Annotated in this window: 18 protein-coding genes; 3 read left to right on the top strand and 15 right to left on the bottom strand. The window is 52.5% G+C overall.

Translation table 11 applies throughout. From position 1 onward, the window contains the following. The first annotated feature begins 158 nt into the window (after nt 1-158). A complete protein-coding gene (gene asnA / locus Q2J39_RS01935; RefSeq protein WP_288338982.1) occupies nt 159-1166 on the top strand; it encodes an aspartate--ammonia ligase in 1008 nt (335 codons plus the stop codon). A gap of 171 nt (nt 1167-1337) precedes the next feature. On the opposite strand, the gene Q2J39_RS01930 is transcribed toward asnA, so the two are convergent. The 10 genes from Q2J39_RS01930 to Q2J39_RS01885 all read right to left on the bottom strand — a co-directional run bounded on the left by Q2J39_RS01930 (nt 1338) and on the right by Q2J39_RS01885 (nt 18421). Further along, on the bottom strand, nt 1338-2846 hold the full coding sequence (locus Q2J39_RS01930; protein WP_288338983.1) for a phosphomannomutase/phosphoglucomutase: 1509 nt from the start codon (nt 2844-2846) through the stop codon (nt 1338-1340). 291 nt (nt 2847-3137) lie between these two features. Continuing rightward, nucleotides 3138-5759 carry a calcium-translocating P-type ATPase, PMCA-type gene (locus Q2J39_RS01925; protein ID WP_288338984.1) on the bottom strand — a complete coding sequence of 874 codons (2622 nt, stop codon included), beginning with the start codon at nt 5757-5759 and terminating at the stop codon, nt 3138-3140. 222 nt (nt 5760-5981) lie between these two features. Further along, nucleotides 5982-9923, bottom strand: coding sequence for a DNA-directed RNA polymerase subunit beta' (rpoC, locus tag Q2J39_RS01920; protein ID WP_288338985.1), 3942 nt, complete (start codon nt 9921-9923; stop codon nt 5982-5984). After that, nucleotides 9914-14167, bottom strand: a complete 4254-nt coding sequence (locus Q2J39_RS01915; protein WP_288338986.1) for a DNA-directed RNA polymerase subunit beta — start codon at nt 14165-14167, stop codon at nt 9914-9916. The genes rpoC and Q2J39_RS01915 overlap by 10 nt, the downstream gene beginning before the upstream one ends. Nucleotides 14168-14265: 98 nt before the next feature. Further along, entirely contained in the window at nt 14266-14691 is a 426-nt protein-coding gene (locus Q2J39_RS01910) for a hypothetical protein (protein WP_288338987.1), read from the bottom strand. After that, nucleotides 14688-16130, bottom strand: a complete 1443-nt coding sequence (locus Q2J39_RS01905; protein WP_288338988.1) for a potassium transporter TrkG — start codon at nt 16128-16130, stop codon at nt 14688-14690. Before Q2J39_RS01905 ends, Q2J39_RS01910 begins: the two co-directional genes overlap by 4 nt. Then, nucleotides 16100-16336, bottom strand: a complete 237-nt coding sequence (locus Q2J39_RS01900; RefSeq protein WP_288338989.1) for a hypothetical protein — start codon at nt 16334-16336, stop codon at nt 16100-16102. The genes Q2J39_RS01905 and Q2J39_RS01900 overlap by 31 nt, the downstream gene beginning before the upstream one ends. Then, entirely contained in the window at nt 16333-16908 is a 576-nt protein-coding gene (locus Q2J39_RS01895) for an NAD-binding protein (protein WP_288338990.1), read from the bottom strand. The genes Q2J39_RS01900 and Q2J39_RS01895 overlap by 4 nt, the downstream gene beginning before the upstream one ends. Further along, a complete protein-coding gene (locus tag Q2J39_RS01890) occupies nt 16905-17705 on the bottom strand; it encodes an NAD-binding protein (RefSeq protein ID WP_288338991.1) in 801 nt (266 codons plus the stop codon). The genes Q2J39_RS01895 and Q2J39_RS01890 overlap by 4 nt, the downstream gene beginning before the upstream one ends. 146 nt (nt 17706-17851) lie before the next feature. Then, nucleotides 17852-18421, bottom strand: a complete 570-nt coding sequence (locus Q2J39_RS01885) for a DUF3783 domain-containing protein (RefSeq protein ID WP_288338992.1) — start codon at nt 18419-18421, stop codon at nt 17852-17854. Between the two features lie 473 nt (nt 18422-18894). Here Q2J39_RS01885 and Q2J39_RS01880 point away from each other — a divergent pair, with 473 nt between their 5' ends. Further along, complete coding sequence (locus tag Q2J39_RS01880; RefSeq protein WP_288338993.1) at nt 18895-19614, top strand: hypothetical protein; 720 nt, start codon at nt 18895-18897, stop codon at nt 19612-19614. 270 nt (nt 19615-19884) lie between these two features. Beyond that, complete coding sequence (locus Q2J39_RS01875; protein WP_288338994.1) at nt 19885-20373, top strand: SMI1/KNR4 family protein; 489 nt, start codon at nt 19885-19887, stop codon at nt 20371-20373. 228 nt (nt 20374-20601) lie between these two features. Here the strand turns inward: Q2J39_RS01875 and Q2J39_RS01870 are convergent, their stop codons facing one another. The 5 genes from Q2J39_RS01870 to Q2J39_RS01850 form a co-directional block, all read right to left on the bottom strand. Further along, nucleotides 20602-21897: an alpha-amylase family glycosyl hydrolase gene (locus Q2J39_RS01870; protein WP_288338995.1), complete on the bottom strand. Its 1296-nt coding sequence runs from the start codon at nt 21895-21897 to the stop codon at nt 20602-20604. A gap of 194 nt (nt 21898-22091) precedes the next feature. Continuing rightward, on the bottom strand, nt 22092-22742 hold the full coding sequence (locus Q2J39_RS01865) for a CBS and ACT domain-containing protein (RefSeq protein WP_230267823.1): 651 nt from the start codon (nt 22740-22742) through the stop codon (nt 22092-22094). A gap of 20 nt (nt 22743-22762) precedes the next feature. Then, nucleotides 22763-23476 carry an ABC transporter ATP-binding protein gene (locus Q2J39_RS01860; RefSeq protein ID WP_230267833.1) on the bottom strand — a complete coding sequence of 238 codons (714 nt, stop codon included), beginning with the start codon at nt 23474-23476 and terminating at the stop codon, nt 22763-22765. Between the two features lie 8 nt (nt 23477-23484). Next, on the bottom strand, nt 23485-24264 hold the full coding sequence (locus Q2J39_RS01855; RefSeq protein ID WP_288338996.1) for an ABC transporter ATP-binding protein: 780 nt from the start codon (nt 24262-24264) through the stop codon (nt 23485-23487). After that, the gene (locus Q2J39_RS01850; protein ID WP_230267821.1) at nt 24264-25226 is read right to left on the bottom strand and encodes a branched-chain amino acid ABC transporter permease; all 963 of its coding nucleotides are present in this window, start codon (nt 25224-25226) and stop codon (nt 24264-24266) included. Before Q2J39_RS01850 ends, Q2J39_RS01855 begins: the two co-directional genes overlap by 1 nt. Between the last annotated feature and the right edge of the window lies 1 nt (nt 25227).

Below are 25227 nucleotides of genomic sequence, written 5' to 3'. Positions count from 1 at the left end.
TTCTCAAGGACACCGCAAAAAATGAAAAATGCTTTCCTTTCCCCACCTTTTTGAACCCTCTTTTCCCGAATTTTGCGGATTGGAATGACCAGAGGAATCAGCCAATGACGTGCGTGCTATACTGTTTCAGATTTTCCAGAAAGAAAGAAGGAAACAAAATGAATCTGATCATCCCAGAAAACTATGACCCGGTCCTCGATATTCGGCAGACCCAGGAAGCCATCAAATACATTCGGGATACTTTTCAGCACGAATTTGGCAAGGAAATGAACCTCACCCGTATTTCGGCACCGCTTTTTGTACCGAAAAGTTCCGGACTGAATGACAACCTGAACGGTGTGGAACAGCCGGTTCACTTTTCCATGAAAGTCCTTCCGGAAGAAGATATTGAAATTGTGCATTCCCTCGCGAAATGGAAACGCGCCGCTTTAGGCAAGTACGGCTTTGGCCTTCATGAAGGTCTCTATACCAACATGAACGCGATCCGTAAGGACGAAGACCTCGACAATCTCCACTCCGCCTATGTGGATCAGTGGGACTGGGAAGAAGTCATCGCCAAAGACGAACGCACGGAGCAGACGCTGCGCGAACATGTACTTCGCATTTTTAAAATCATCAAGCACATGGAACACGAAGTCTGGTACAAATACCCGCAGGCGGTAAACCGCCTTCCCGATTCCATTACCTTCATCACATCCCAGCAGCTTCTCGACCGCTATCCCGATCTTTCTCCGAAAGAACGTGAAGACGCGGCGACAAAAGAATACGGATGCATCTTCCTGATGAAAATCGGCGCTCCGCTGTCCAACGGTCAGAAGCACGACGGCCGCGCACCGGACTACGACGACTGGCAGCTTAACGGCGATATCCTGTTCTGGTACGAACCGCTCCAGACCACGCTGGAAATTTCCAGCATGGGTATCCGCGTCGACGAAAACTCGCTGCACGACCAGCTGAAAGCGGAAAAAGCGCTCGACCGGGAAAACCTGCCGTTCCATAAAGCCATTCTGGAACAGAAACTGCCATACACCATCGGCGGCGGTATCGGTCAGTCCAGACTGTGCATGCTTCTCCTTAAGAAAGCGCACATCGGCGAAGTTCAGGCGTCCATCTGGCCGCAGGATATGCTCGATGCATGCGAAGAAGCCGACATTCAGATTCTGTAAGAATAAGAATCCTGTATTTCCATTCGACACAGGCTAGACACTGGGCAGTTCTTTCCGTCCTGCTGATTCAAAAGAAAAGCAGCCGCTCACGCGGCTGTTTTTGTATGCATTTTTAAAATTCCAGTTTCGATCTTTGCAGGTTACGAAGAACAAAATCGTTTGAGAATCCCTTTATTCTTCGATGAATTCGCGAATCTGATGCAGATCGAGGGAAGGATACTGTTCGAGGAATTCAAGCAGTTCGCGCGCCATGATCTTGGCGCCTTCCGTCTGTTTGGATTCGATGTTGAGCGGAAGCAGATTTTCGTGCAGCGACATGCGCAGCAGAGCCCATCCGTCACCATGATCCGTACCAAATTTCAGACGGACGCCTTCGTAGTTTGGCTGTACGAGCGTAATCGTGCTGCTTTCCTGCGCGGCGTACGCCTTGAGATCTTCAATGACCTGGCGGCCATATTCCTTGAACGCCTTCTCGTTAATTTTGAGACGGAGTTCCTTTTCGGCTTTTGGATGGCCGAGCGAAGCGATCAGATCGCTGATGGAATGCGAAGCCGCTTCGACCACAATCCGGCTGGCGAGATAGGCGCCGTCATCCAGATAGTAGTTTTCACGGAACGCCGCATGACCGCTGGTTTCAATGGCCAGTTCGGCATCGACGCCTTCGTCGTTCAGACGCTTGGCTTCGTTAATGACATTTTTGTAGCCGCGTTTGAAGCGGTGATGCTGGATATTATGCTTCTCCAGGAATTCGCCAAGCTCATCGGACGTAACCGAATCCGTTACTACGGTCATGCCCGGATGATGACGAGCCGCCAGAACGGATGCCAGAGCGACAATATCGTTACGTCCAATCGGGTTCCCATTGCCGTCTACAGCAGAAGAGCGGTCGACATCGGTATCGAAGATGATGCCCAGATCCGCATGATTGTCTTTTACCGCCTTTACGAGCGATGCCATGGCTTCCGGATTTTCCGGGTTTGGAATGTGGTTAGGGAAATGTCCGTCCGGATCGAGGAACTGGCTGCCTTCGGTATTCGCGCCAAGCGGCTTCAGAACCTGATCGACGAAGAAACCGCCGGCACCGTTTCCGGCATCTACAACCACGTGAAGTTCTTCAAGCGGAAGATCGGGGTTCACGGCTTCCTGATCGACTTTTTCCCGAATGATGTTGCGCAGATGCTCCGCGTAGACGCTCATCAGATCCGATTTGGTAATGGAACCGCCGGGTTTATGGTTGAACGCTTCCCGTTCGGCAATATCGATGACCTGAGCAATTTCATTGGAATCCAGGCCGCCGCCTTTATAGAAAAACTTCATGCCGTTGCGGTTGGCCGGCATGTGACTGGCGGTAAGCATAATGGCACCGTCCGCATCGAAATCATCAAAAATGGTCGACATGAACATCGCCGGCGTCGTGGAAAGACCAGTATCAAAAACGTCCACGCCATCATAAACGAGGCCGTCCATGACCGCATTCGCCAGAGCTGGACCCGAAAGACGGGAATCGCGGCCGACCGCGATCGTCATATCCGTTTTGCCGGTCCGTTTGCGCAGCCAGGCCGTAAACGCACGAGCCAGAGCGCGCACTTCCTTATCGGTCAGATTGACCGGTTCTTCCGGATTCAGATCCAGGGCAACTCCGCGAATATCGCTGCCGTTCTGGAGTTCTTTTAAATTCATCGTATTCTCTCCTTTGCGTATGTTTTCTCATCCAGATCCGCAAGCGTGATTTGCCCTTGCGCTCTGGCTTGGTATTCGTATTTCGTCTGAAAACAGATTCTTTCTGGCTTTACCAACCCGATCGAGAATCGTTTTCCATCGTTTTCATTATAGCCGTACCGACATCCTCTCTGCCGGACAGCGCATAAAGAAAACGGCTGTCTAAACCGTGCAGGTTTTCGACAGCCGTTCTGTTCCATCCGCAACGCAGGGTGAAAATGGAATTCAGTTTTTCATAAATTGGAAGAATGTTTAGTGTTCATGGCGGATCAGGCCGAACGCTTTCGAGCATTCCATCACAACGACTGGAACGAAGATCAGACCGATACCGATCAGATACAGTTCGCCCGTCAGATAAATCGTACTGAATGCGCTCATGACACCTGGAACAAAGAGAACCAGCGCCATCATGACAAGGGAGAACAGAGCCGCGTAGTTCAGATGCTTATTGGAGAACACGCCGATTTTGAACAGAGACTGCTCGGAACGCATGTTATACGCCTGAACGGTCTGCGAGCAGGCAAGAACCATGAACGCGAGCGTACGGCCGGCGTTTTCCACATGCATCGTATTTTCACCGATGTAAAACGCTATAATCGCGAGGGCGCCAAACATCAGACCCTGAAGGATGATCCGCAGACCGAAGCCGCGGGCGAAGATGCCTTCATTGCGCGGTTTTGGTTTTGCCAGCATAACCGAATCGGGGACAGCTTCCATGCCCAGCGCAATGGCGGGCAGAGAGTCGGTGACCATATTGATCCACAGCAGCTGCATCGAAAGGAAAATGCTCTGTTTTGAAATCAGCATGACCAGGAATACGCAGATGACTTCGCCGATGTTCGTGCCAAGCAGATAGCCGACGACGTTCTTGATGTTGTTGTAAATGCCGCGGCCTTCCTTGACCGCTGCGAGAATCGTCGCAAAGTTGTCGTCGGTCAGCGTCATGTCCGCTGCACCTTTGGCAACATCGGTACCGGTAATGCCCATCGCTACGCCGATATCGGCGGATTTCAGAGCCGGCGCGTCGTTGACGCCGTCGCCGGTCATGGCAACGACTTTACCCTGACGCTGCCAGCTCTTTACGATACGAATCTTGTTTTCAGGCGATACGCGCGCATAAACCGCGATGTCGTTGACGTTCTGGTCGAGTTCACGATCGCTCATGGCGTCGATCTGACGGCCGGTAACGGCTTTTTCACCCGGCTCAAGAATGCCGAGTTCCCTGGCAATCGCACTGGCGGTAACTACGTGGTCGCCGGTAATCATAACGGTACGGATGCCGGCTTTCCTGGCTTCCGCAACCGCATCCCTGGCTTCCGGTCTTGCCGGGTCAATCATGCCGACCATGCCCAGGAACGTCAGATCCTTCTCAATGTTTTCTGCGGAAAGATCGGAAGGCAGTTCATCGAATTCACGCTTGGCAATCGCAATGACACGCAGCGCGTTTTCCGACATTTTCTGGTTGATCTCTCTGGCTTTTTCCTTGTCGCCATGCGTGATCTTATCGAGCATTTCGTCAACCGCACCTTTAGTGATGGCAACGTATTTTCCATCCATCTTGTTGATGGACGTCATCATCTTTCGATCCGAGTCAAACGGAAGTTCCACAACACGCGGATATTCCTTGTTCAGATCTTCCTGTTTCATGCCGTTTTCGTCAGCGGCCATGACAATGGACGTTTCCGTCGGATCGCCGATCTGAATGGCTTTGCCGTTTTCCCAGCTGATTGTACCGTCGGAATCGAGCGTGCCGTATTTAAGCAGTTCACGAAGACCTTTGGAACTGTCGCTGGTCACTTTTTCCACGACGTTCGAACCGTCGACATAGCCTTCAACGACCGTCATGAGGTTCTGAGTCAGCGTACCGGTTTTATCGGAACAGATGACCGAAGTCGAGCCGAGGGTTTCGACCGCCGGCAACTTGCGGATAATGGCGTTCTTCTTGACCATGCGCTGAACGCCAATGGAAAGAACAATGGTAACGATGGCGGGCAGACCTTCTGGAATAGCCGATACCGCCAGCGATACGGACGTCATGAACAGTTCCAGAGGCGGCTGACCGTCCATGAGGCCCACAACGAAGATAATCGCGCAGCAGACGATCGCCAGAATGCCGAGATACTTGCCCAGGGTGTTGAGCTTTTTCTGCAGCGGCGTCATCGTCTCGTTTTCATTATCGAGCAGGTTGGCAATGCGGCCCATTTCGGTATCCATACCGGTCGCGGTAACGAGCGCCGTGCCGGTACCGTAGGAAATCGAACAGCCGGAATACACCATCGTCTTTCGATCGCCCAGCGGAGCGCCTTCCTCGATGATCGCATCCGCTTCCTTCGTGGATGGAACACTCTCGCCGGTCAAGGCGGACTCTTCGGATTTTAATGCCGAAGACGTAATCAGACGCGCATCCGCCGGCACGTAATCGCCAGCTTCCAGACGAATCAGATCGCCGGGAACGAGTTCACTCGATTCCACGAGTGTTTCCTTGCCGTCACGGATGACTTTCGCCTGCGGGGCAGACATTTTACGCAGCGCATCCAGCGCTTTCTGCGCCTTGTCTTCCTGCATGACACCCATGATCGCGTTCACGACGACAATCAGAAGAATCAGAAACGGTTCAAACAGACCTTTGATTCCTTCATGATTCAGAAGCGATACGCTCAGCGAAATAACAGCAGCCGCAACAAGGATCAGGATCATCGGATCCTTGAACTGATCTATGAAGCGGGCGAACATGGTTTTCTGCTTTTTTTCTCGAAGCTTGTTGGGCCCGTATTTGGCAAGCCGGGCCTTGACTTCTTCACTGCTCAGACCATTCTGGATACTCGTCTTGAGTTCCTTTTCGGTCTGTGCAGGAGACTGATCATAAAATTTCATAAAGTCTCCTTCTGTCTTTAGACAAATCGAGTATAACAAGAGCATTTTTTGAAAACGCCCGCAGTGCCTGAGGCATTTGGGCAGCCAAAAACATGTGCCCAGTATAAAAGGCCTGACTGTTCGAAAACAGCCAGGCCTTTCTTGTTTTGTTTTATTTTCGGAATTCTTCATACAAATCTGATGATTTCATGGAGAATTCAAGACAACACGATACAGACTGCCTTACTTGGAGCCCTTAATATCGAGATGATCAATGGCATCCGCAAAGCTTTCCGGGTCGTTGAGGATGGAATAGTTTTCCGGGATTGGAAGATCTTCCGCTACAGGTTCTGGCAGAGCGGCATCCTTAGTTTCCGCAGTGCCCATCGCCGATTTGGCGAAGCTGTCGAACTGGCTGTCGGTCGTCTTCTTAACCTGACGTTCGAGACGGCGCTTGCGCAGTTTTTCCGCCATGGCACGGACTTCACGGTTCTGCGGACGGTCGCCGGTGCAGCCGGTTCCGGCAGGAATCAGCTTACCGATGATGACGTTTTCCTTCAGGCCGACGAGGTGATCGACTTTACCCTTGATGGTGGCATCGGTCAGTACTTTAGTCGTTTCCTGGAAGGAAGCCGCAGACAGGAAGGAGTCGGTTTCTACCGAAGCCTTCGAAATACCGAGCAGAACCGGCTTGAATTCGGCTGGGATCTTGTTCTGGTGCAGGTAGTCGCGATTGATGCGGGTGATGTTGTTCAGAGAGAGCTGAACACCGGTATTCAGATCGGTGTCGCCCGGATTGACAACGATAACTTTACGCATCATCTGGCGAATCATGACTTCCAGATGCTTGTCGGCAATTTCGATACCCTGCGACTGGTAAACCTTCTTAACCTCTTTCAGGATGTAGTTCTGAACTTCGGTTACGCCGGCAACCGCAAGCAGTTCCTTCGGGTCAAGCGGACCTTCGGTCAGAGGCTGACCGGCCACGATTTTCTGGCCGACCGCAACCCATGGACGAAGAGTCTGGTTTGCGTTGATCTTATGGGATACTTCTTCTTTTTCGGACTTGATGATAACTTCCTGACGCAGCGAGTTTTCTATACGTTTGATGGAAGTGATTTCACCGGTCACTTTGGCAATTACGGCAACGCCTTTCGGGTGACGCGCTTCGAACAGCTCTTCTACACGCGGAAGACCCTGGGTGATATCGCCGCCGTCACCGCCGGCAACACCGCCGGTATGGAACGTACGCATGGTCAGCTGGGTACCTGGTTCACCGATGGACTGCGCAGCCATGGTTCCTACGGCTTCGCCGACTTCAACGTCTTTACCGGTTGCCATATTCTTGCCGTAGCACTTGCGGCAGATGCCGTTTGTGGTCTTGCAGGAGAACGGCGAACGGATGGTTACTTCCTTAACGCCGGCATCGACGATCTTCTGCGCGAGATCTTCGGTTATGTACGTATCGGCTGGAACGATGACTTCGCCCGTTTCCGGGTTCAGAACATCCTGCTGGCTGTAACGGCCAACCAGACGATCGTACAGGGATTCGATAACCGTGTTGTTCTTGCGGTCGATCAGTTCGCTGACTTTGAAGCCGCGGTCGGTTCCGCAGTCGTCTTCCTTAATGATGACATCCTGCGCAACGTCGACCAGACGACGGGTCAGGTAACCCGATTCAGCTGTCTTCAGCGCGGTATCAGTCAGACCTTTACGTACGCCGTGGGTGGAAATGAAGAACTCGGATACGTTCAGACCTTCACGGAAGCAGGAATAAATAGGTACCTCGATGATGGATGGAACGTATTCGCCGGCTCTGGATTTGCCTTTCGCCGGGCGGGCCATCAGACCGCGCATGCCGGCGAGCTGGGTAAAGTTCGAAGTATTACCACGGGCACCGGAAGTCGCCATCATGTTGATTGGGTTTTTACGCGGCAGGTTGCTCATCAGCTCGTCTACGATATCGTTCTTGACGTTATCCCAGAGCTTGTTGAGGTGACGCTCCCATTCCTGCATGGTGAGCAGACCTTTCTGCTGGTAGTGCTTGAGTTCGTCGGCTTTTTCACGGCCTTCATCGACGTGCTGTTCCTTGTTCGGAGCAACTTCGATGTCGGACAGCGCAACCGTAATGCCGGCAACGGTGGAGTATTTGAATCCGAGAGACTTGATCTGGTCAAGAATATCGGCAACATCATCCACTTTGTAGCGCTTGAAGACTTCGGCGATGACTTTTCCGAGGTCTTTTTTCTTAACGGCTTCCGCAAGCGGGAGTTCACGGATGAATTCCTTCACGTCTTCACCCGGTTTGATGAAGTAGCGTTCCGGAGTCGCCTGGAAGTTTTCGGCGGAAACTTCGTTCAGGAACGGGAAGTCTTCCGGGAACATGCCGTTGAAGATGATTTTTCCGACGGTTGTCGCCAGATAGTCATTGGCGTGTTCGGGAGCGAACGAAGTTTTGTTCAGGCCGGATACAGGCACAGCGATACGGGAGTGCAGGTGAACCTGGCCGGTCTTGTAGGCGAGCATGACTTCGTCCACATCGGCGTAAACGGTACCTTCTGCATTCGCATAGCGGTCCCAGGCTTCGGCTTCTTTTTCGATGCCGGCTGCACGGTAGCGGTCGGCTTCTTCATGAAGTTCTTCGCTGGTTTCTTCCATCGTCAGATAGAAGTTGCCCATGACCATGTCCTGGCCAGGCGTAACGATAGGCTTGCCGTCTTTTGGACCCAGAATGTTATGGCTGCCAAGCATCATAACGAGGGCTTCGGCACGTGCTTCTTCACTCAGCGGTACGTGAATCGCCATCTGGTCGCCGTCAAAGTCGGCGTTGAACGCAGTACATACCAGCGGGTGCAGACGCATGGCGCGTCCTTCAACCAGTTTTGGAAGGAAGGCCTGGATACCCAGACGGTGCAGCGTAGGCGCACGGTTGAGCAGTACAGGATAGCCTTCGATAACTTTTTCAACGATCGGCCAGATTCTTTCGTCACGGGCTTCGATCAGTTTTTCAGCCTGTTTCGGGTTGTTGATGCCAGGGATGGCACCGGAAGCGGTGATTTCGTTAATAACGAACGGCTTGAACAGGTTGATCACCATTTCACGCGGAATACCGCACTGGTACATTTTCAGGTCCGGTCCTACCGCGATTACGGAACGTCCGGAGAAGTCTACACGCTTGCCGAGCAGGTTCTGACGGAAACGTCCCTGTTTACCTTTCAGGGAGTGAGACAGCGATTTCAGCGCACGGTTGCCGGCACCGGTGATCGCCTTGGAACGGCGTCCGTTATCGATCAGAGCATCGACAGCTTCCTGCAGCATACGCTTTTCGTTCTGCACGATGATGTTCGGCGTACCGAGATCGAGCAGACGTTTCAGACGGTTGTTACGGGTGATGACGCGGCGGTACAGGTCATTCAGGTCACTGGTCGCGAAGCGGCCGCCGTCCAGCTGCAGCATAGGACGCAGATCAGGCGGAATAACCGGGATGTTCTGAAGAATCATCCATTCCGGCTTGTTGTTGGAATGACGGAACGCGTTGATGGTATCCAGGCGCTTGATCAGTTTCTTGCGCTTTTCACTGCCGTCGGCCGCATCTTCGAGCTGCGAAGTCACTTTCGTGTACTCAGCTTCGAGATCGACATTCTGCAGCAGTTCCAGAACGGCTTCCGCACCGGTCTTGGCCTTGAATCCGCCAGGTCCGTACTGTGCGAGCTTTTCACGGTATTCCTTTTCAGCGAGAACCTGCTTGTAGGACAGGTCGCTGTCCATTGGATCGGTAACGATATAGCTGACGAAGTATACAACTTCTTCAAGCTGCTTCGGTGTCAGATCCAGAAGCAGGGCCATGCGGGAAGGAATTCCGCGCAGATACCAGATGTGTGCGACCGGAGCGGCCAGATGAATGTGGCCCATCCTCTCGCGGCGGACTTTGGACTGCGTGATTTCAACGCCGCAGCGTTCGCAGACCATTCCGTTGTAGTGACGGACTTTTTTATATTTGCCGCAGAAGCATTCGTAGTCCTTGGTCGGGCCGAAAATGCGTTCGCAGAACAGGCCGTCACGTTCTGCTTTCTGCGAGCGGTAGTTGATCGTTTCAGGTTTGGTTACTTCACCGTGTGACCATTTTTCAATGGTTTCCGGAGAAGCAAGCTGTACCTGAATCGAGGAAAAATTGTTTACTGACATTCGAGAAGTTCGCCCTCCAGTTCTTTGGTTTCATCTTCCTCCTGGTCGAGCTCGCTCTGGACATCTTCTGTATCGTCGCCTGCGTAGGTCGTGCCTTCGAGCGCTTGGGCTACAGCATCCGGATCGAGATCGTTTTCAAGAGGGGAATCGCTGACTTCTGCATCGGCTTTGCCGTCATCGACAATTTCAGCATCCTGAATGATGTCGATTTTTGCATTGTCATCTTCCACGTATTTCTGACCAGGTTTCGCGCTCGAAGCGTTCAGAGAAACTTCGTTGCCGTCGTCATCGAACAGTTTGACGTCGATGGCAAGACCCTGAAGTTCGTTGATCAGTACGCGGAAGGATTCCGGAACGCCAGGTTCCGGGATATCCTGGCCCTTGGTGATGGCTTCGTACGTCTGGATACGGCCGGTGATGTCGTCGGATTTGATGGTCAGGATTTCCTGCAGCGTATGGCTGGCGCCATAAGCTTCAAGAGCCCATACCTCCATCTCACCGAAACGCTGGCCGCCGTTCTGTGCTTTACCGCCAAGAGGCTGCTGGGTGATGGTGGAATACGGACCGGTGGCACGGGCATGCAGCTTGTCGTCAACCATGTGGGCAAGCTTGATCATGTACATGACGCCGACCGAGATACGTTCATCAAAGGGGAGACCCGTCTGACCGTCGTACAGAACCTGTTTTCCATCGAAAGTCATCTGGGCTTCTTTCATGACATCCGCCAGATCTTCGTTGGAAAGACCGTCAAATACGGACGTCGCAAATTTCTGGTTCAGTTTCTTGGCGGCATAGCCGAGGTGAATCTCAAGAATCTGACCGATGTTCATACGGGAAGGTACGCCGAACGGGTTCAGGATGATGTCGATTGGACGGCCGTCCTGCATGAACGGCATGTCTTCGATCGGCAGGATCTTGGAAATAACACCCTTGTTACCGTGACGGCCGGACATTTTGTCGCCTTCGGAAATCTTACGTTTCTGAGCAATGTAGACCTTGACGCGCTTGATAACTCCAGGCGGCAGATCCACGCCTTCTTCTCCTCGTTTGAACACCTTGGTGGAATGCACGATGCCGGCACCGCCGTGCGGTACTTTCAGGGAGTTGTCGCGCACTTCGCGGGACTTCTCGCCGAAGATCGCCAGGAGCAGCTTTTCTTCCGGAGAAGATTCAGACTGGCCTTTCGGGGTTACCTTTCCGACAAGGATATCGTTTTCGTGCACTTCGCTGCCGACCATGATGACGCCGTTTTCGTCCAGCTTCTTAATGGCGGCTTCGGATACGCTTGGAATGTCGCGGGTGATTTCTTCCGGTCCAAGCTTGGTTTCGCGGCAGTCGATATCGTATTCCTCAAGATGGATGGACGTGTAGACATCGTCGCTGACCATTCTCTCGGACATGATGATGGCATCCTCATAGTTGTAGCCGTACCAGGTCATGTACGCGATCGTTACGTTCTGACCCAGAGCCAGCTCGCCGTTTTCCATGGACGGTCCATCGGCAAGGATGTCGCCTTTTTCGACTTCTTCACCGACTTTGACAATCGGTTTCTGGTTAATGCAGGTCGATGCGTTGGAACGGCTGAACTTGCGCAGGTGATACGTATGTTCCACGCCGTTTGCATCGGTGTTTACGATTCGCAGGGAGTCGACATACGTAATTACGCCGTCTTCCTTGGCGATGATGCCGACACCGGAGTCCTTGGCAATCTTGTATTCGATACCGGTTCCGACGTACGGGGAATGCGGAGAAAGCAGAGGTACGGCCTGACGCTGCATGTTCGCACCCATCAGGGCTCGGGATGCGTCATCGTTTTCGAGGAACGGTACGCAGGCGGTCGCTACCGAAACGATCTGTTTTGGGGATACGTCGGCGAGTTCGACATCGGCGCGGTCGGCGATAATCGTTTCGCCGCCTTTACGGGCTACGACACGGTCGTGAATCAGACGGCCGTCGCGCACTTCGTTCGCCTGAGCGATAACGTAATCCGCTTCTTCATCCGCGGACAGATAACGCGCTTCTTCCGAAACGGTTCCATCCTTGTTTACAACACGGTACGGAGTCTGAATGAAGCCGTACTCGTTGATTTTTGCATAGGTAGTGAGGTTGGAAATCAGACCGATGTTCGGACCTTCAGGGGTCTCAATCGGGCAGATTCGGCCATAGTGAGACGAGTGAACGTCTCGAACTTCGAAGCCGGCACGATCACGGGTCAGACCGCCTGGGCCCAGCGCGGAAATACGGCGCTTGTTGGTCAGCTCAGCCAGCGGGTTCTGCTGGTCCATGAACTGCGACAGCTGCGAGGAAGAGAAAAATTCCTTAATGGCAGCGGTCAGCGGGCGGACGTTGGTCAGCTTCTTCGGAGTAATGCTCTTGGCTTCCTGAATCGACATTCTTTCCTTAACCACGCGTTCCATACGGGAAAGACCGATACGGAACTGGTTCTGGATGAGTTCGCCGACGGAACGGATACGACGGTTGCCGAGCATATCGATGTCGTCGGTTTCGCCGATGCCTTCCATAACGCTCAGGTTGTAGTCGAAGAAGGCATAAATATCCGGAATGGTGATCGTGTGAATCTGAGCAAACGGGTCGTTGCCGATAATGTGACGGCGAACGCCGTTCTTGTCTTCAATGTCGAATTCCTGTACGGCGGCACCGATCAGCCAGGCGGTGACGGTTTCGTCGTTCATGCGGGTCTTCAGATCGAAGACGGCGGCATCACTTAAGCGTTCTGGGGTAACGCCGATTTCATAGCGGCCGGCAATGAGGTCGAGATCGGAGTTGACGAGATCCTGACCTTTTGCGTTGGTCAGACGGCCGAGAGTGTACAGACGCTGACCGTAGTTGAGAACCGGATCAAAGTTTTCTTCACTCAGGATAACGGGTCTGGCGATCAGACCGGCGTAAATCCTGACGTCCTTGCCGTGCTCAACGATTTTAGCGACATCTTCTTCAGAAAGAACCTGTCCGCGTTCGAACAGCTCTTCGTCGATGGTGATGTCTTCGGCCAGGACACGGCCGATGAGACCGGTCCGGTAGCTGGCCGGAATGGTCACGATGTCCGCTTCAAGGAATTCCGGCTTGAAGGGGAACGGGTTCATGTAGGTACCCTTGGCGAGTTCTTCACGCAGACGGTTGCGGATATCGCGGGTTACATGGGTGCCTTTGGGGTAAACGACGTCTCCGTTAACATCCAGGATGTCCTGGGCGAGGGTGTTGTTCATCGTACGGGAGACGGCGGAAAGTTTCTTGCCGAGTTTGTAGCGTCCGGCTTTGGTCAGATCGTAGCGGCGCGGATCGAACAGCTTGTTCTGCATCAGCGTGATGGATCCGTCCAGAGTCGGGATTTCGTCGGAGCGCTGGTTGCCGTAGAAGGAAAGCAGCGCTTCTTCAGTGGTCATGACTTTGTCAGCCAGGAGGGTGTTTTCGATTTCTTCCGACTTGCCGAAGAAACCGTTGAACAGCATCAGATACTGATCCATGTATTCGCGATGGGTTTCATCCTGAATCGGATCCTTAGCCTGCTTGTCGATCGCCTTCATGAAGGTATCGAGTGCAGTCGTATCCTGGGTGTCGTCTCCTTTTTCCAGGGAGAAGGACATGCCCAGTGCTTTAAAGAAGATGGTAGACAGCATTTTGCGGCTGCTGTCGATCGATGTCATAATGGCTCGTCCGTTGGTGTTCTTCTTCTGCTCCGTCATGAACTCGAGCCAGGTTCCCCGGCTCGGGATGAGTTCACTGGCGTAGTTCTGTTTTCCAGTTTTGCTGTCAAAGCTTTCGGAAAAATAGGCGCCTGGAGAACGAACGATCTGGCTGACGATGACACGCTCCGCTCCATTGATAATGAAGGTACCGGTTTCAGTCATCATCGGGAAATCGCCAAGGAAGACTTTTTCCTGCTTGGTGATGACTTCTCCGTTCTCATTGACAATTTCAAGTTCCATGTCAACATCTAAGCGTGAAGCGTAGTTGCACTCACGCTCCATGGCTTTCTGCGCGGAACATTTTGGAGGTTCGAAGTGGAAGCCTTTGTATTTAAGTTTGATATTTCTGCCGTGGTTCTCGATCGGGAAGATTTCTTCGAATACTTCCTGGATTCCGTATTTTTTGAACCATTCAAACGAGTTGGTCTGAATTTCTACGAGGTTTGGAAGTTCGAGCTTGCCGGATACTTTGGAATAGTCCCGACGGAATGCTTTTTTCCCTTCCGGAACGATTTGGTATGGTTTATTGCTGTCCATGCGCACGATCCTTTCTTCTGAATTTCAAAAACAGTCAAAAACCCTCGGTTTATTGACTATTTAGCAATTTACTATAATATTATTAGCTTGCCAGCCTGTCAATCGATTGTTCTTTTTTTATTCTGAAAATTCTTGCATTCCGGCAGTTTTAATGCTAATACCAGTCGAACCCCCTCCTTTTTTGGGCATACGCCCCCGTATTGCGGCCCCTGAAATCGTCCGCTTTTCTTACTTTTTTCGTATTTTCGCACCGTTGCGAATCTGTACTTCCCTTTATTCTGAAGGTCCATACCGGAAAAATCGAACAGAGCGCCCACAAAACGCCCGACTTTTCCAAAGGATCTGCCAATCCTGAACACCTTAAGACGCAGACAGTCCAGGAGCGATTTCCAAGCGAAATCGTTTCCTGGACTGTTTTTTTGCATGAATTTCATTTTCGCGAAAACTCTGTATTTTTCCGCTCTGTTTTTTAAGCCGTTCTTACGGCTGAAAGAAACCATTTTTCCTTTCTGACCCGTACTCATTCCAGAGCGGTCTGGGTTAAAAGGCGCAGGCGCCTTGGCCTCTGTTTTCGCATAAGCGCCGGACTCGGTTCGAAATCCGGATCTTTCGGTTTTCGCCGCGGTTCTGGTTTTGGACGCAGTCTTTTTTCGGAACTTGACGGTGCGCGCTGAAAGCCCTGATTTTTCGAGCGGGAGCGCTGTGTGTGAATGCGGCGGGTCAGTTTGATCGTGCCTTCCCACATCTGCGGGATGAGCAGCAGAAGCAGCGGAATGAGTTCAAGACGCCCGGCCAGCATCGCAAAGCTCAGGACATACTTGGAAAAATCCGAGAAGGCGCCAAAATTGCCCATCGGACCGACTTCGCCTAGCCCCGGACCGATATTGTTGAGCGTAGCGGCTACCGCGGTGAAACTGGTCGCGAGATCCTTGCCGTCGAGCGTTACAAGAACGAGGCACACGACAAACGTCACCAGATAAATGGCGATGAACACGTTGATGGAACGAACCGTTTCGTGCGCGATCGGCTTGCCATCCATTTTGACCTTGCGCACCAGGCCGGGATGCAGAAGCATCTGCAGTTCCTTTTCAATGCCCTTGAACATGACGATAATGCGGGAGACCTTAATGCCGCCGCCCGTAGATCCGGCGCAGGCGCCGATGAACATGATCAGAACGACGAGTGTTTTCGCAAACGGGGTCCACTGGTTGAAATCGACCGTGGCGTAGCCGGTCGTCGTAATGATCGACGAGACGGTAAAGAAGACGTGATGGAACGCTTCAAACAGATTTGGGAACATCCACCATACCGATGTCACGATGAGCAGCACGACCGCGAGGATGATCGCCAGATACGTCAGAACTTCTTCCATGGAAACGGCCGTTTTGAATTTTTTCCGGACAATCAGGAAATAAAAGCTGAAGTTGATGCCAAACAGAACCATGAACACCGCGATAATTCCCTGCTGGAGCATCGTATAGTCCGCAAAGCCGCTGCTGCGCACGCTGAAGCCGCCCGTTCCGGCCGTTCCCATCGTCAGGGTGATCGAATCGAACAGCGGCATACCCGCCAGCAGAAGCAAAACGATCTGTACGATCGTCATCGTCAGATAAATGGTATACAGATACTTGGCTGTCTGCCGGACTTTCGGCACCAGCTTGGAAACCGAGGGACCCGGCGATTCAGCAACCATCAGGTTCATGAACGTGCTGCTCGTCGAAGGCAGAATGGCCAGCACAAAGACGAGAACGCCCATGCCGCCGATCCAGTGCGTAAACGAACGCCAGAAGCGGCTGCCGCAGGACATCGCGTCGATATCGCTTAAAATGCTCGATCCCGTGGTGGTAACCCCGAAGACCGTTTCAAAAAACGCGTCCGCAAACCGGGGAATCTCGCCCGAGATCCTGAAGGGCAGACAGCCCAGAACGGAAATCACGATCCAGGAAAGGGCGGTTGCCGCCATGGCTTCCTTCGGCCGTAAGCGCATGTGTTCCGGCTTTTAAGCGTCAGGAAAAAGCCGACCGTCAGACACAGCAGGGCGCACAGAAAGAAAATGAGCGCGATGGAATATTCGCTGTAGCACAGGGCGCAGACCATGGGCAGAAGCATGAAGCCCGCTTCAAACTTGCACACCTGTCCAAGTACGTAGGCAATGACAAACAGGTTCATAGGATTCTCTTCTTCCCTTCCAGAATGTCGTCCACATCCGTAAAGCCTTTACGGTTGGTAATGACCACGACCAGGTCGCCGGGCAAAATGACATCGTTTCCGCGGGGCAGAATGAGCATGCCCTTTCGCTCAATAAGCGTGATCAGCACCCCGCTTTTGAGCGCCAGACGCATCAGGGGCACGCCGATGACTTTCGATCCTTCCCGGATCTGGAATTCCAGCGCTTCCGCCTGATCGCTGGCCAGACGGTGCACCGTCCGGACATTGGAGCCCATGGAATTGGCCAGCGCACGCACGTGGCGAATGATGTATTCCGCGCTGAGCGTCTTCGGGTTGATGACCGTATCCAGTTCAAAGTCTTCAAACAGTTCATCCATATCAATATGGGTGACTTTCGTTACGGTTTTCAGATCCGCCTTGCGCTGGGCGAACAGGCTGAGAAAGACGTTCTGCTCATCCACGCCGGTCATGGCGATAAAGGCGTCCATTTCCTCCAGACCTTCTTCGAGCAGCACGTTCTGGCTCGAGGCGTCCGCGTGAATGACGACCGTATCCGGATACAGAACGGTCATGCCTCGCAGGCGTCGAGATCCTTATCGATAATTGTCGTTTCAATGCCCACACGTTCGAGCAGCTCGATCAGATAGTGAGACAGCTTGCCGGCACCGACCGCCATCACATGACGGATGCCGCCGACCGGAAGACCGGCGCTTGAAAAGAACTTGACGGACTGCGCGCGGGCACCGGCTATATTCAGAAGATCGCGCGCGTGGAAAACAAAGTCGCCGTCCGGAATGTACGTTTCCTTGCCGCGCTGGCAGATGCAGACGAGCACTTCGGCGTGAATGTGCGAATGAATTTCCTTAACGCGCAAGCCGTCCAGACAGGATCCCGGCTGAATGCGCAGTTTCAGAATTTCGCCATGACCGCTCGTAAAGTCATCGACATTCATCGCGCCGGGAAGCGAGAGAACGCGTTCGATTTCCTTGGCGGCCAGCAGTTCCGGGTTGATGATCATTTCCAGGCCCAGCGCTTCCTTGAGATAGTCCATGGACGAGCTGTATTCCGGATTGCGAACGCGGGCAATCGTTTTGGAACAGCCGGCCCGTTTGGCGAGCAGACAGGAAAGAAGATTGACTTCATCCTGCGTCGTCACCGCGATAAACAGATCCGCGTCGGCCACATCGAGTTCCGCCAGCGTATCCGGATCCGCGGCGTTTCCGCTGAATCCCATGATGTCGAATTTGGACGTCGCCTTGCGCACCTGCTCCGGCTTTGTATCCACAACTGTCAGATCATGCCCTTCCGCCGAAAGTTCGCCAGCCAGGCACATTCCGACTTTTCCAAGACCTGCAATGATGATCTGCATAACAAGCTCCTTTACTTCGCCGTGCCTTCCTGCACTCAGGACGGTTTATTTCGCGATACAGATTTTGAAAGCATCCGCTTTCGCGGGCTTTCTTTGGAAATCCTTTGGTTTCCATTTCGTCGTTTTTAATCTCAGTCACGCATCCTCTATCTGGACGCGTCGAATTCCTTAAATTTATAAAGCATCCATTCCAGAGCAACCGGATCGATTTCTTCTTCCTTCGCCATGGACATGACCATGAAAATGAATTTCTGGTAGGTCGGATCTTTCTGCATGCGCAGCAGATCGATCGTGGAAAGCCGCTCTTTGAGCTCGCCGTACTTTCGCATGTAATCCGCTTCCGCTAACATTTCCTTTTTCAGGGCAGCCAGCGTCCAGTCCAGATTGTTTTCGGTCGCTGTCGCACATTCAAACAGACCGATCTGCGCCTGATTCAGCTTGTCGTACAAAGTAAACACGGCATCGTGATCGAAACCGTCCAGATACAGAATCGTCAGCGCGTCCGAAGCAGCTTCGTCTGTGCTGGAATCGGCATACGTGTCACTTGGCGCATCGACGCTGGTACAGGGAGACGCTTCGGCCGCCTGCAGCAGATCGCGCATCGTCTTTTCGTCGGATCCGTCCGGGATCCAGGAATACGAATGGTTTCCCAGAGCTTTGAGCAGAGCCTTCTGCTGCTTTTCATTCATCGTGCTGGCGCGTTCAATCAGGATCATAGAGGTTCCTCCCTGTTTCTATAGATGCCCTTTTCTGTTTTTTTCTTTTTCGACGGTTTAGCCGTCCGCATGGGCTGACGATTTATAGAGTATCTGCATAGATAGGATTTATAAACCGTGGCGGATCGATCGTCATTCGTTCTGTATTGATTTGCTTTCAGACTATTGTATCGAAAACCGCAAAGCGCTTTCGGATTCATCTTCGACAGATACGTGAATCTGCCTGTATTTTTTTCGAATTTCTGAATATTCTGTTCTTGCGCCGGTTTCCTTTTCTGGAAACCGTCCGAAAAGGACGAAAACCGGACGGTAAGTCCTTATTTTTTTATTTCTATTTCGAATTCTGCTTTTCTGCATTTTGTCAGGCGGACGTTCTTTGCCGCCTGTGTGCCGCTTAATAACCCTGCCGCTCTGCTCTTCCTTCTGATTTGAGTCGATGCAGACCGGTCCAATTTCTTTTGAAAGGAGAACGCATGCTCTCAAAACACGCATTTCGCACTGCAGCGCTCTGTACGCTGTTCGCCTTTTCTTCTCTGGCTGCCGGCTGTTCGAATGCCGGCAGCGCCCAGAAAAAAGAGGCCGTAAACCTGTTTTTCGAATCCTGGAACCGCCTTTGCGAAGCCGATTCGCTCAAAGCCCACGGGGATATGAATCTTCTGGGCATCGATCTGGATTTCAACGCAGCGTATCAAAGCCAGCCGGCTGAACTGGCTTTTCTCGGAAAAGGCAGCGTTGCCGGACAGAGCGTGGACGCCGATTTTTATATTCGTGACGGTCACACGTATCTCAATTATGCCGGAACCAAATCGTCTTCTCTCGCCGCAAACCTCGGTATTAACGAAGAAGACGGATTCCATATGCCCAACCCGTTTCTGGAACTTTCCCGCAGCGAGCGGGAAAACCTCTTTGAATCCGTAAAAGTGGAAGGCAATGAATACACTTTTGTGCTCAAACCTTCAGAAGTCGCCAAATTTCTGGATTCTTATGGCGCGGTCGAAGTCGACAAAACCGTCCTTGAAGTCGAGATCGAAAACAAAACGATCAGGGAACTTTCGATTGACCTCAAGGGAACGTACGACATCGATGCGGCCAGCACGCCGCTTACCTTCCAGGCCGACATCGAAATCGATCAGGTCGGCGGAACCGTTCCCATCGACTTCCCTTCGGATCTGGCTTCATGGCCCGTCCAGTAAAACCAGGACTTTGTTTTCCTGTGTGCAGGCGGAAGCATCCGCCTGCTTTTTCTTTGGGCAGCCGTATGCAATCTGCTCTTGCCGTTTACGCGGTTTTGAGCTGGAAATGTAAATTGTTACATTTTATTCATTTTCTCCATGATGGTTTTGGATCTTTAGGCGGCCTTTGTTTATATTCTTTTTTCCCATTAAGGTTTGATAATTCCGCTCCGGCGATGAATCGGGAGGTCTCCAGCGCGCCTATACTTGAGAAAAGGAGGTGTATACCTCATGTATTCATTCCTCACCCCCGGCCAGGACCCTTTACCTTTCTCGGAAGAAATGCTCCTGGAATTTGAAGACCGCTATAATCTGTGTCTTCCCGGCGCCCTCAAGGACTTCTACCGCACGTGCAACGGTATGAGTATGGTCCATACCCCTCTGGAGGTAGACGGCCATACGTATGTCGTCGATCATTTCATTCCTTTATTTACCGGAAATATGTCAGCCGATCATATTCTCGACTTGTACTCGATGGGCAATCTCATTCCCGATACGTATTTTCCGCTCGCTTTAAGCGATACGGACGATGACTTTTTCCTCGACACCAGTACGGGATCGATCGTTCTGCTGCCGCTGGAGAGGCCGTCCAAGAAGAAGGAAATCGCCAGCGATATCGAGTCCTTCTTTAAGATGCTTGAACAGGCGCAGTGCGCCGGCTCCAGCAGTGCGGATCAGGATCTCTCCAGACGCATCCGCAAAAAGCGGCGCAGATCGTAACCTTTTTCTGCGATCGAATGCATAACACACAAAGCCATAAGAAAACCGCCCGTCGGCGCAGCTGTCTGTATTTTCATACAGTCCCCTGCGGCCGACGAGCGTTTTTTTGTTTCTTAACGTTTTATTCGGATGCGTATACGGATTGTGTGCAAAAGCGGGATTGCAGGACTCGTTTTCAGTGCGTTTCCCGTTTTCACGCTCTGCGATTTGCTTCTGCTTTTCCTCAGGTCAGTCTTTGACTTCGTCTTCCATCTGTACGAGAACCGGGAAATCCGCGGCTTTCATATGGTGATCGGCCACTTCAAAGTCGGTTCCGGTAAAGAGGTTGTACCATACGCCGTCTTTCAGGTTCGTCGAAATCAGAGCATCCGGCTCGGTTTTTGCGAGCAGGAAGGCACCCGCATAACCGTCCCGGCTGATGCGCAGAACAGGATGTGTTTCATCGATTTCATAGTCGATGACCGGCTGCGCCGAGAACAGCGTTTTGTGCAGATGCGCCAGCGTTCGAATCCAGTCTGCTGCCGCATCGTCTTCTTTCCATGCGATCGGATCGGCAGTAAAAATGTCCGGACGATGACTTGTTCGAATTTCCTGACCATGGTAAACGAGCGGCATGCCTTTGAGCGTAAACTGCAGCGCCGTCCAGTTTTTCCAGAGCGGCCAGTCCTTTACGTACTGACTGATCCGGTCGGTATCGTGGTTTTCCAGATAGCGCAGCTTGATGGCGTTTTGTGGAAGCTCGGCATCCTGACGGATCAGCGCGTCGACCCATTCTTCCATCGGCTTGCCGTCTTCAAAAATTTTCTCGCAGTACGGGAAGGCGTCGTAGTCATAGAGCACATCGAACGCTTCATACAGCGCCGAATCGCTTTCGCCGACGCGGCCATTGTCACGGCAGAACTTAATAAAGGGAAGATGACAGCTTTCCGCCAGCCAGAACAAATCCGGCTTTACTGTGTCGCAGGCCGCTCTGGCTTTTTTCCAGAAACTGGCCGGTACGCGGCTGGCGACATCGCAGCGAAAGCCGTCCACGATCGAAGCGTAATGCTTCAGAATTCGAATGAGTTCCTCCTGAAGCGCTTTGCTCGAAAAGTCGAGATCGACGATATCGCTCCATTCCCGGAACATCGGATACGGCTTGCCGTCTTCATCGCGGTAAAACCATTCGGGATGTTCCTGGACCATTTTCGAATCGGGCGAAGTGTGGTTGAAGACAATATCGAGAATGACTTTCATGCCTTTTTCATGCGCGCTCTGCACCAGATGTTTCAGATCCTCTTCCGTTCCCATTTTCGGATCGATTTTCCAGTAGTCGGCAATCGCGTAGGGACTTCCGTCCTCGCCTTTGCGCTCGACTTTACCCGTCGGGTGAATCGGCATGAGCCAGAGAATATCGGTTCCCAGATCGCGGATGCGGTCGAGATCTTCTTCGACTTTCGCAAAGGTTCCTTCTCTGGAATGGTTGCGTACGAATACGGAATAAATCATCTGCTTACTGAGATTTGGATTGGTGGATTCAGCCATAGTTTTCCTTCTTTCTTTGCGGTATTTTTCGGTTTCAGTATAGCGGCCGTATGCAGGGTTTGCCTTGCCTGCGCCTCATACCCGGCCGTCCTTTCAGGTCCCCAGAAGCGCATGCGTGAAAAAAGGACCGGATTTCTCCGGTCCCAGACTGCATAAATCGTATCGCTTCAATCGTATAAGGAAGAACTTCTGAATTACGCTTCGACTTCTTCGATGTCGAGTACGGTAAAGCCTTCCTTGGAAAACTGCTCAGTCATTCGTTTCTGATCGAACGGGCCCGTTGTCTTAACGAGCACTTCCGCGTTTTCCTGGCCGTGTTCGTACACGCTGATGGATGTTACCGAAATGTTGTTCTGCGCAAAAATGCGGCTGACTTTTTCGAGAACGCCTACGCCTTCGGGCAAGGACAGAATGATGCGGGTGCCTTTCTGTCCCCAGGAAAGCATGTCGAGGAACGCCTTGAAAATGTCGTTCTGGGTCAGAATGCCCGTCACCTGATCCTTGTCGTTCACGACCGGCAGGCAGCCGATGTCGTTTTTGAGCAGCTTTTCGGCCGCTTCTTCGAGCAGCGCGTTTTCGCCGATGGAAATCGGGTGCTTGATCATGACGGTGCGAACATCGGTTTTGGACAGCAGATAGTTGAGTTCGTAAATACTGAGGCTGGTCGCCTTGTTATTGGCGGCGATCATGCCTTCGGTAATCAGACCGATCAGATGATCGTTTTCATCGGTGACCGGAATGCGGTGAATCTTGTTGTAGCGCATCAGGTCGAGCGCGGCGGAAATCTTTTCGTCGCTGCCGACCGTGATGGGATTTTTCGTCATAAAGTTGTATACGCGAAACATAGTGGTCTCCTTTGCGCCGATCAGGACGCGCTTCCGCCCAGATAGGCGTTCTTGACGTCTTCAGACTGTGCCAGTTCGCTGGCCGGTCCCTGCAGGGAAATTTTCCCGGTTTCCAGTACATAGGCATAGTCCGCAATGGAAAGAGCCATGCGGGCGTTCTGTTCAACGAGCAGAATCGTCGTTCCCGTCTTCTGGATATCCTGAATAATATTGAAGATTTCCTTGACGAGAATCGGAGCCAGACCCATGGACGGCTCATCGAGCAGAAGCAGCTGCGGTCTGGCCATCAGGGCGCGGCCCATGGCGAGCATCTGCTGTTCGCCGCCGGAAAGCGTCGACGCATCCTGGTTTTTACGTTTTTCGAGAATCGGGAAGCGTTCGTAGACTTTCTGCAGATCTTCGGCGATGCCCTTCTTGTCCTTGCGCAGATAGGCGCCCATCATCAGGTTTTCATACACGCTCAGACCCGGGAAGACGTGGCGGCCTTCCGGAACCTGCACCAGTCCGTTGGACACGATATGGCGCGGTTTGGCTTTGTAAATGGACTCATCCTTGAAGATGACATCGCCTTCGCTCTTTTTCACGATGCCGGAAATGGCCTGCAGAAGCGAAGTCTTGCCGGCGCCGTTGGAGCCGATCAGCGTAACGATCTGTCCGGGTTCAACGGAAATGGAAACGCCTTTAAGCGCTTCGATTACGCCATAGTGAACATGGAGATTTTTAACTTCGAGCAAAGCCATGCTTACACCTCCTCGCCCAGGTACGCCTTGATGACGAATTCGTTGTTCTTGATTTCATCCGGCGTTCCGTACGCGATCAGCTGGCCGTAGTTCAGAACGAAGATGCGTTCGCACAGGTTCATGACCAGGGACATGTCGTGCTCGATCAGAATGATGGTGAGCTTGTACTTGTCGCGCAGATGATGAATCAGCTGGGTAAGCTCTTCGGTTTCCTGCGGGTTCATGCCGGCTGCCGGTTCATCCAGAAAGAGGATGCTTGGCTGGGTTGCCAGCGCCCGGGCGATTTCCAGGCGGCGCTGTTCGCCGTACGGCAGGTTCGTCGCCTTGTCGTAGCGCTTTTTGTACAGACCGACTTCCTGCAGATATTCGCAGGCTTTTTCTTCGATCCAGCGTTCCGCGTTGTAATAGCGGGACGTACGGAGCAGACCGTTGAATACGCCGTAGCCGGCGTTCTTGTGCATGGCGAGCTTGACGTTTTCCAGAACGGTCATGCTTTTGAACAGACGAATGTTCTGGAACGTCCGCGCCATGCCAAGTGCGGTGATCTTGTACGGCTTCATGCCGCCGATCTGCTGCTTCTTGCCGTCGACATTGAGTTCAATCAGACCTTCGGACGGTTCATACACGCCGGTCAGCAAGTTGAACAGCGTGGTCTTGCCGGCACCGTTCGGTCCGATCAGACCGATCAGTTCGCCGGGGTAGATTTCCATGTTGATGCCGGAAACCGCAGCCAGACCGCCGAAGTTTTTGGAAAGGCCGGTAATTTTTAATACGGAGTCCATCACGCTTCCTCCTTTTTCAGTTTACGCTTTTTCAGGAAACGCTCGATGGAAAGTTCCCAGGAGCCAAGGATGCCCTGCGGACGGAAGATCATCATCAGAACCAGAGCGGCGCCGTAAATGATCATGCGCAGGTCGGTGAACTGCTGCAGCCACATGTTGAGGATGCCGATCGCGATGGCCGCGATAACGGAAGCGGACATGCTGCCCATGCCGCCGAAGACGACCATAACCAGAATGTCGATCGATTTGTTGAAGGTAAACTGGTTCGGGTTCAGTACATAGAAGTAGTTGGCGAACAGGCTGCCGGCCAGAGAAGCCAGAATGGCACCGATAATAAACGCCATGACTTTGTATTTCGTGGTGTTGATGCCCATGGCTTCGGCTGCGATTTCGTCATCGTTGATGGCGATGCAGGCACGGCCCTGGGTCGAGCGGACGAAGTTTGTGCAGACGATAATCGAAAGCACAACCGCGAAAAACAGGATCGGCCAGGTGGTCAGTTTGGGGATGCCCATCAGACCGGCTGCGCCGTTGGTGATTTTCATGTTCTGAATGCAGATTCGAATAATTTCTGAAAAGCCCAGCGTCGCAATGGCGAGGTAGTCGCCGCGCAGACGCAGCGTCGGAATGGAAACGACCAGAGCGGCCAGCGTCGAAATGACAAAGCCGATCAGAATGCCCAGCGCCATGCCGCCGTAGTTGGGCATCATTTTCGTAACGATACCGGCAGAATAGGCGCCGATCGCCATGAATCCCGCATGTCCTAAGGAGAACTGTCCGCAGACGCCGACAATCAGATTCAGGGAGACAGCCAGAATAATATTGAAGCAGATCGTAAAGATCGTCGATTCATAGTAGGAGTTGATAACGCCCGCGCCCATCAGAACCCAGACGAGGGTAAAGATGCTCAGTGCAATCACCGTCCAGATCAGGTTGGTTTTTGTCAGAACCTGTTTTGCCATG

It is taken from the genome of uncultured Allobaculum sp., assembly GCF_948576815.1.
Classification (GTDB): Bacteria; Bacillota_I; Bacilli_A; order Erysipelotrichales; family Erysipelotrichaceae; genus Allobaculum; species Allobaculum fili.
The sequence above is the reverse complement of the archived record's forward strand: the minus strand, read 5'-3'. Positions and strand labels throughout refer to the sequence as shown.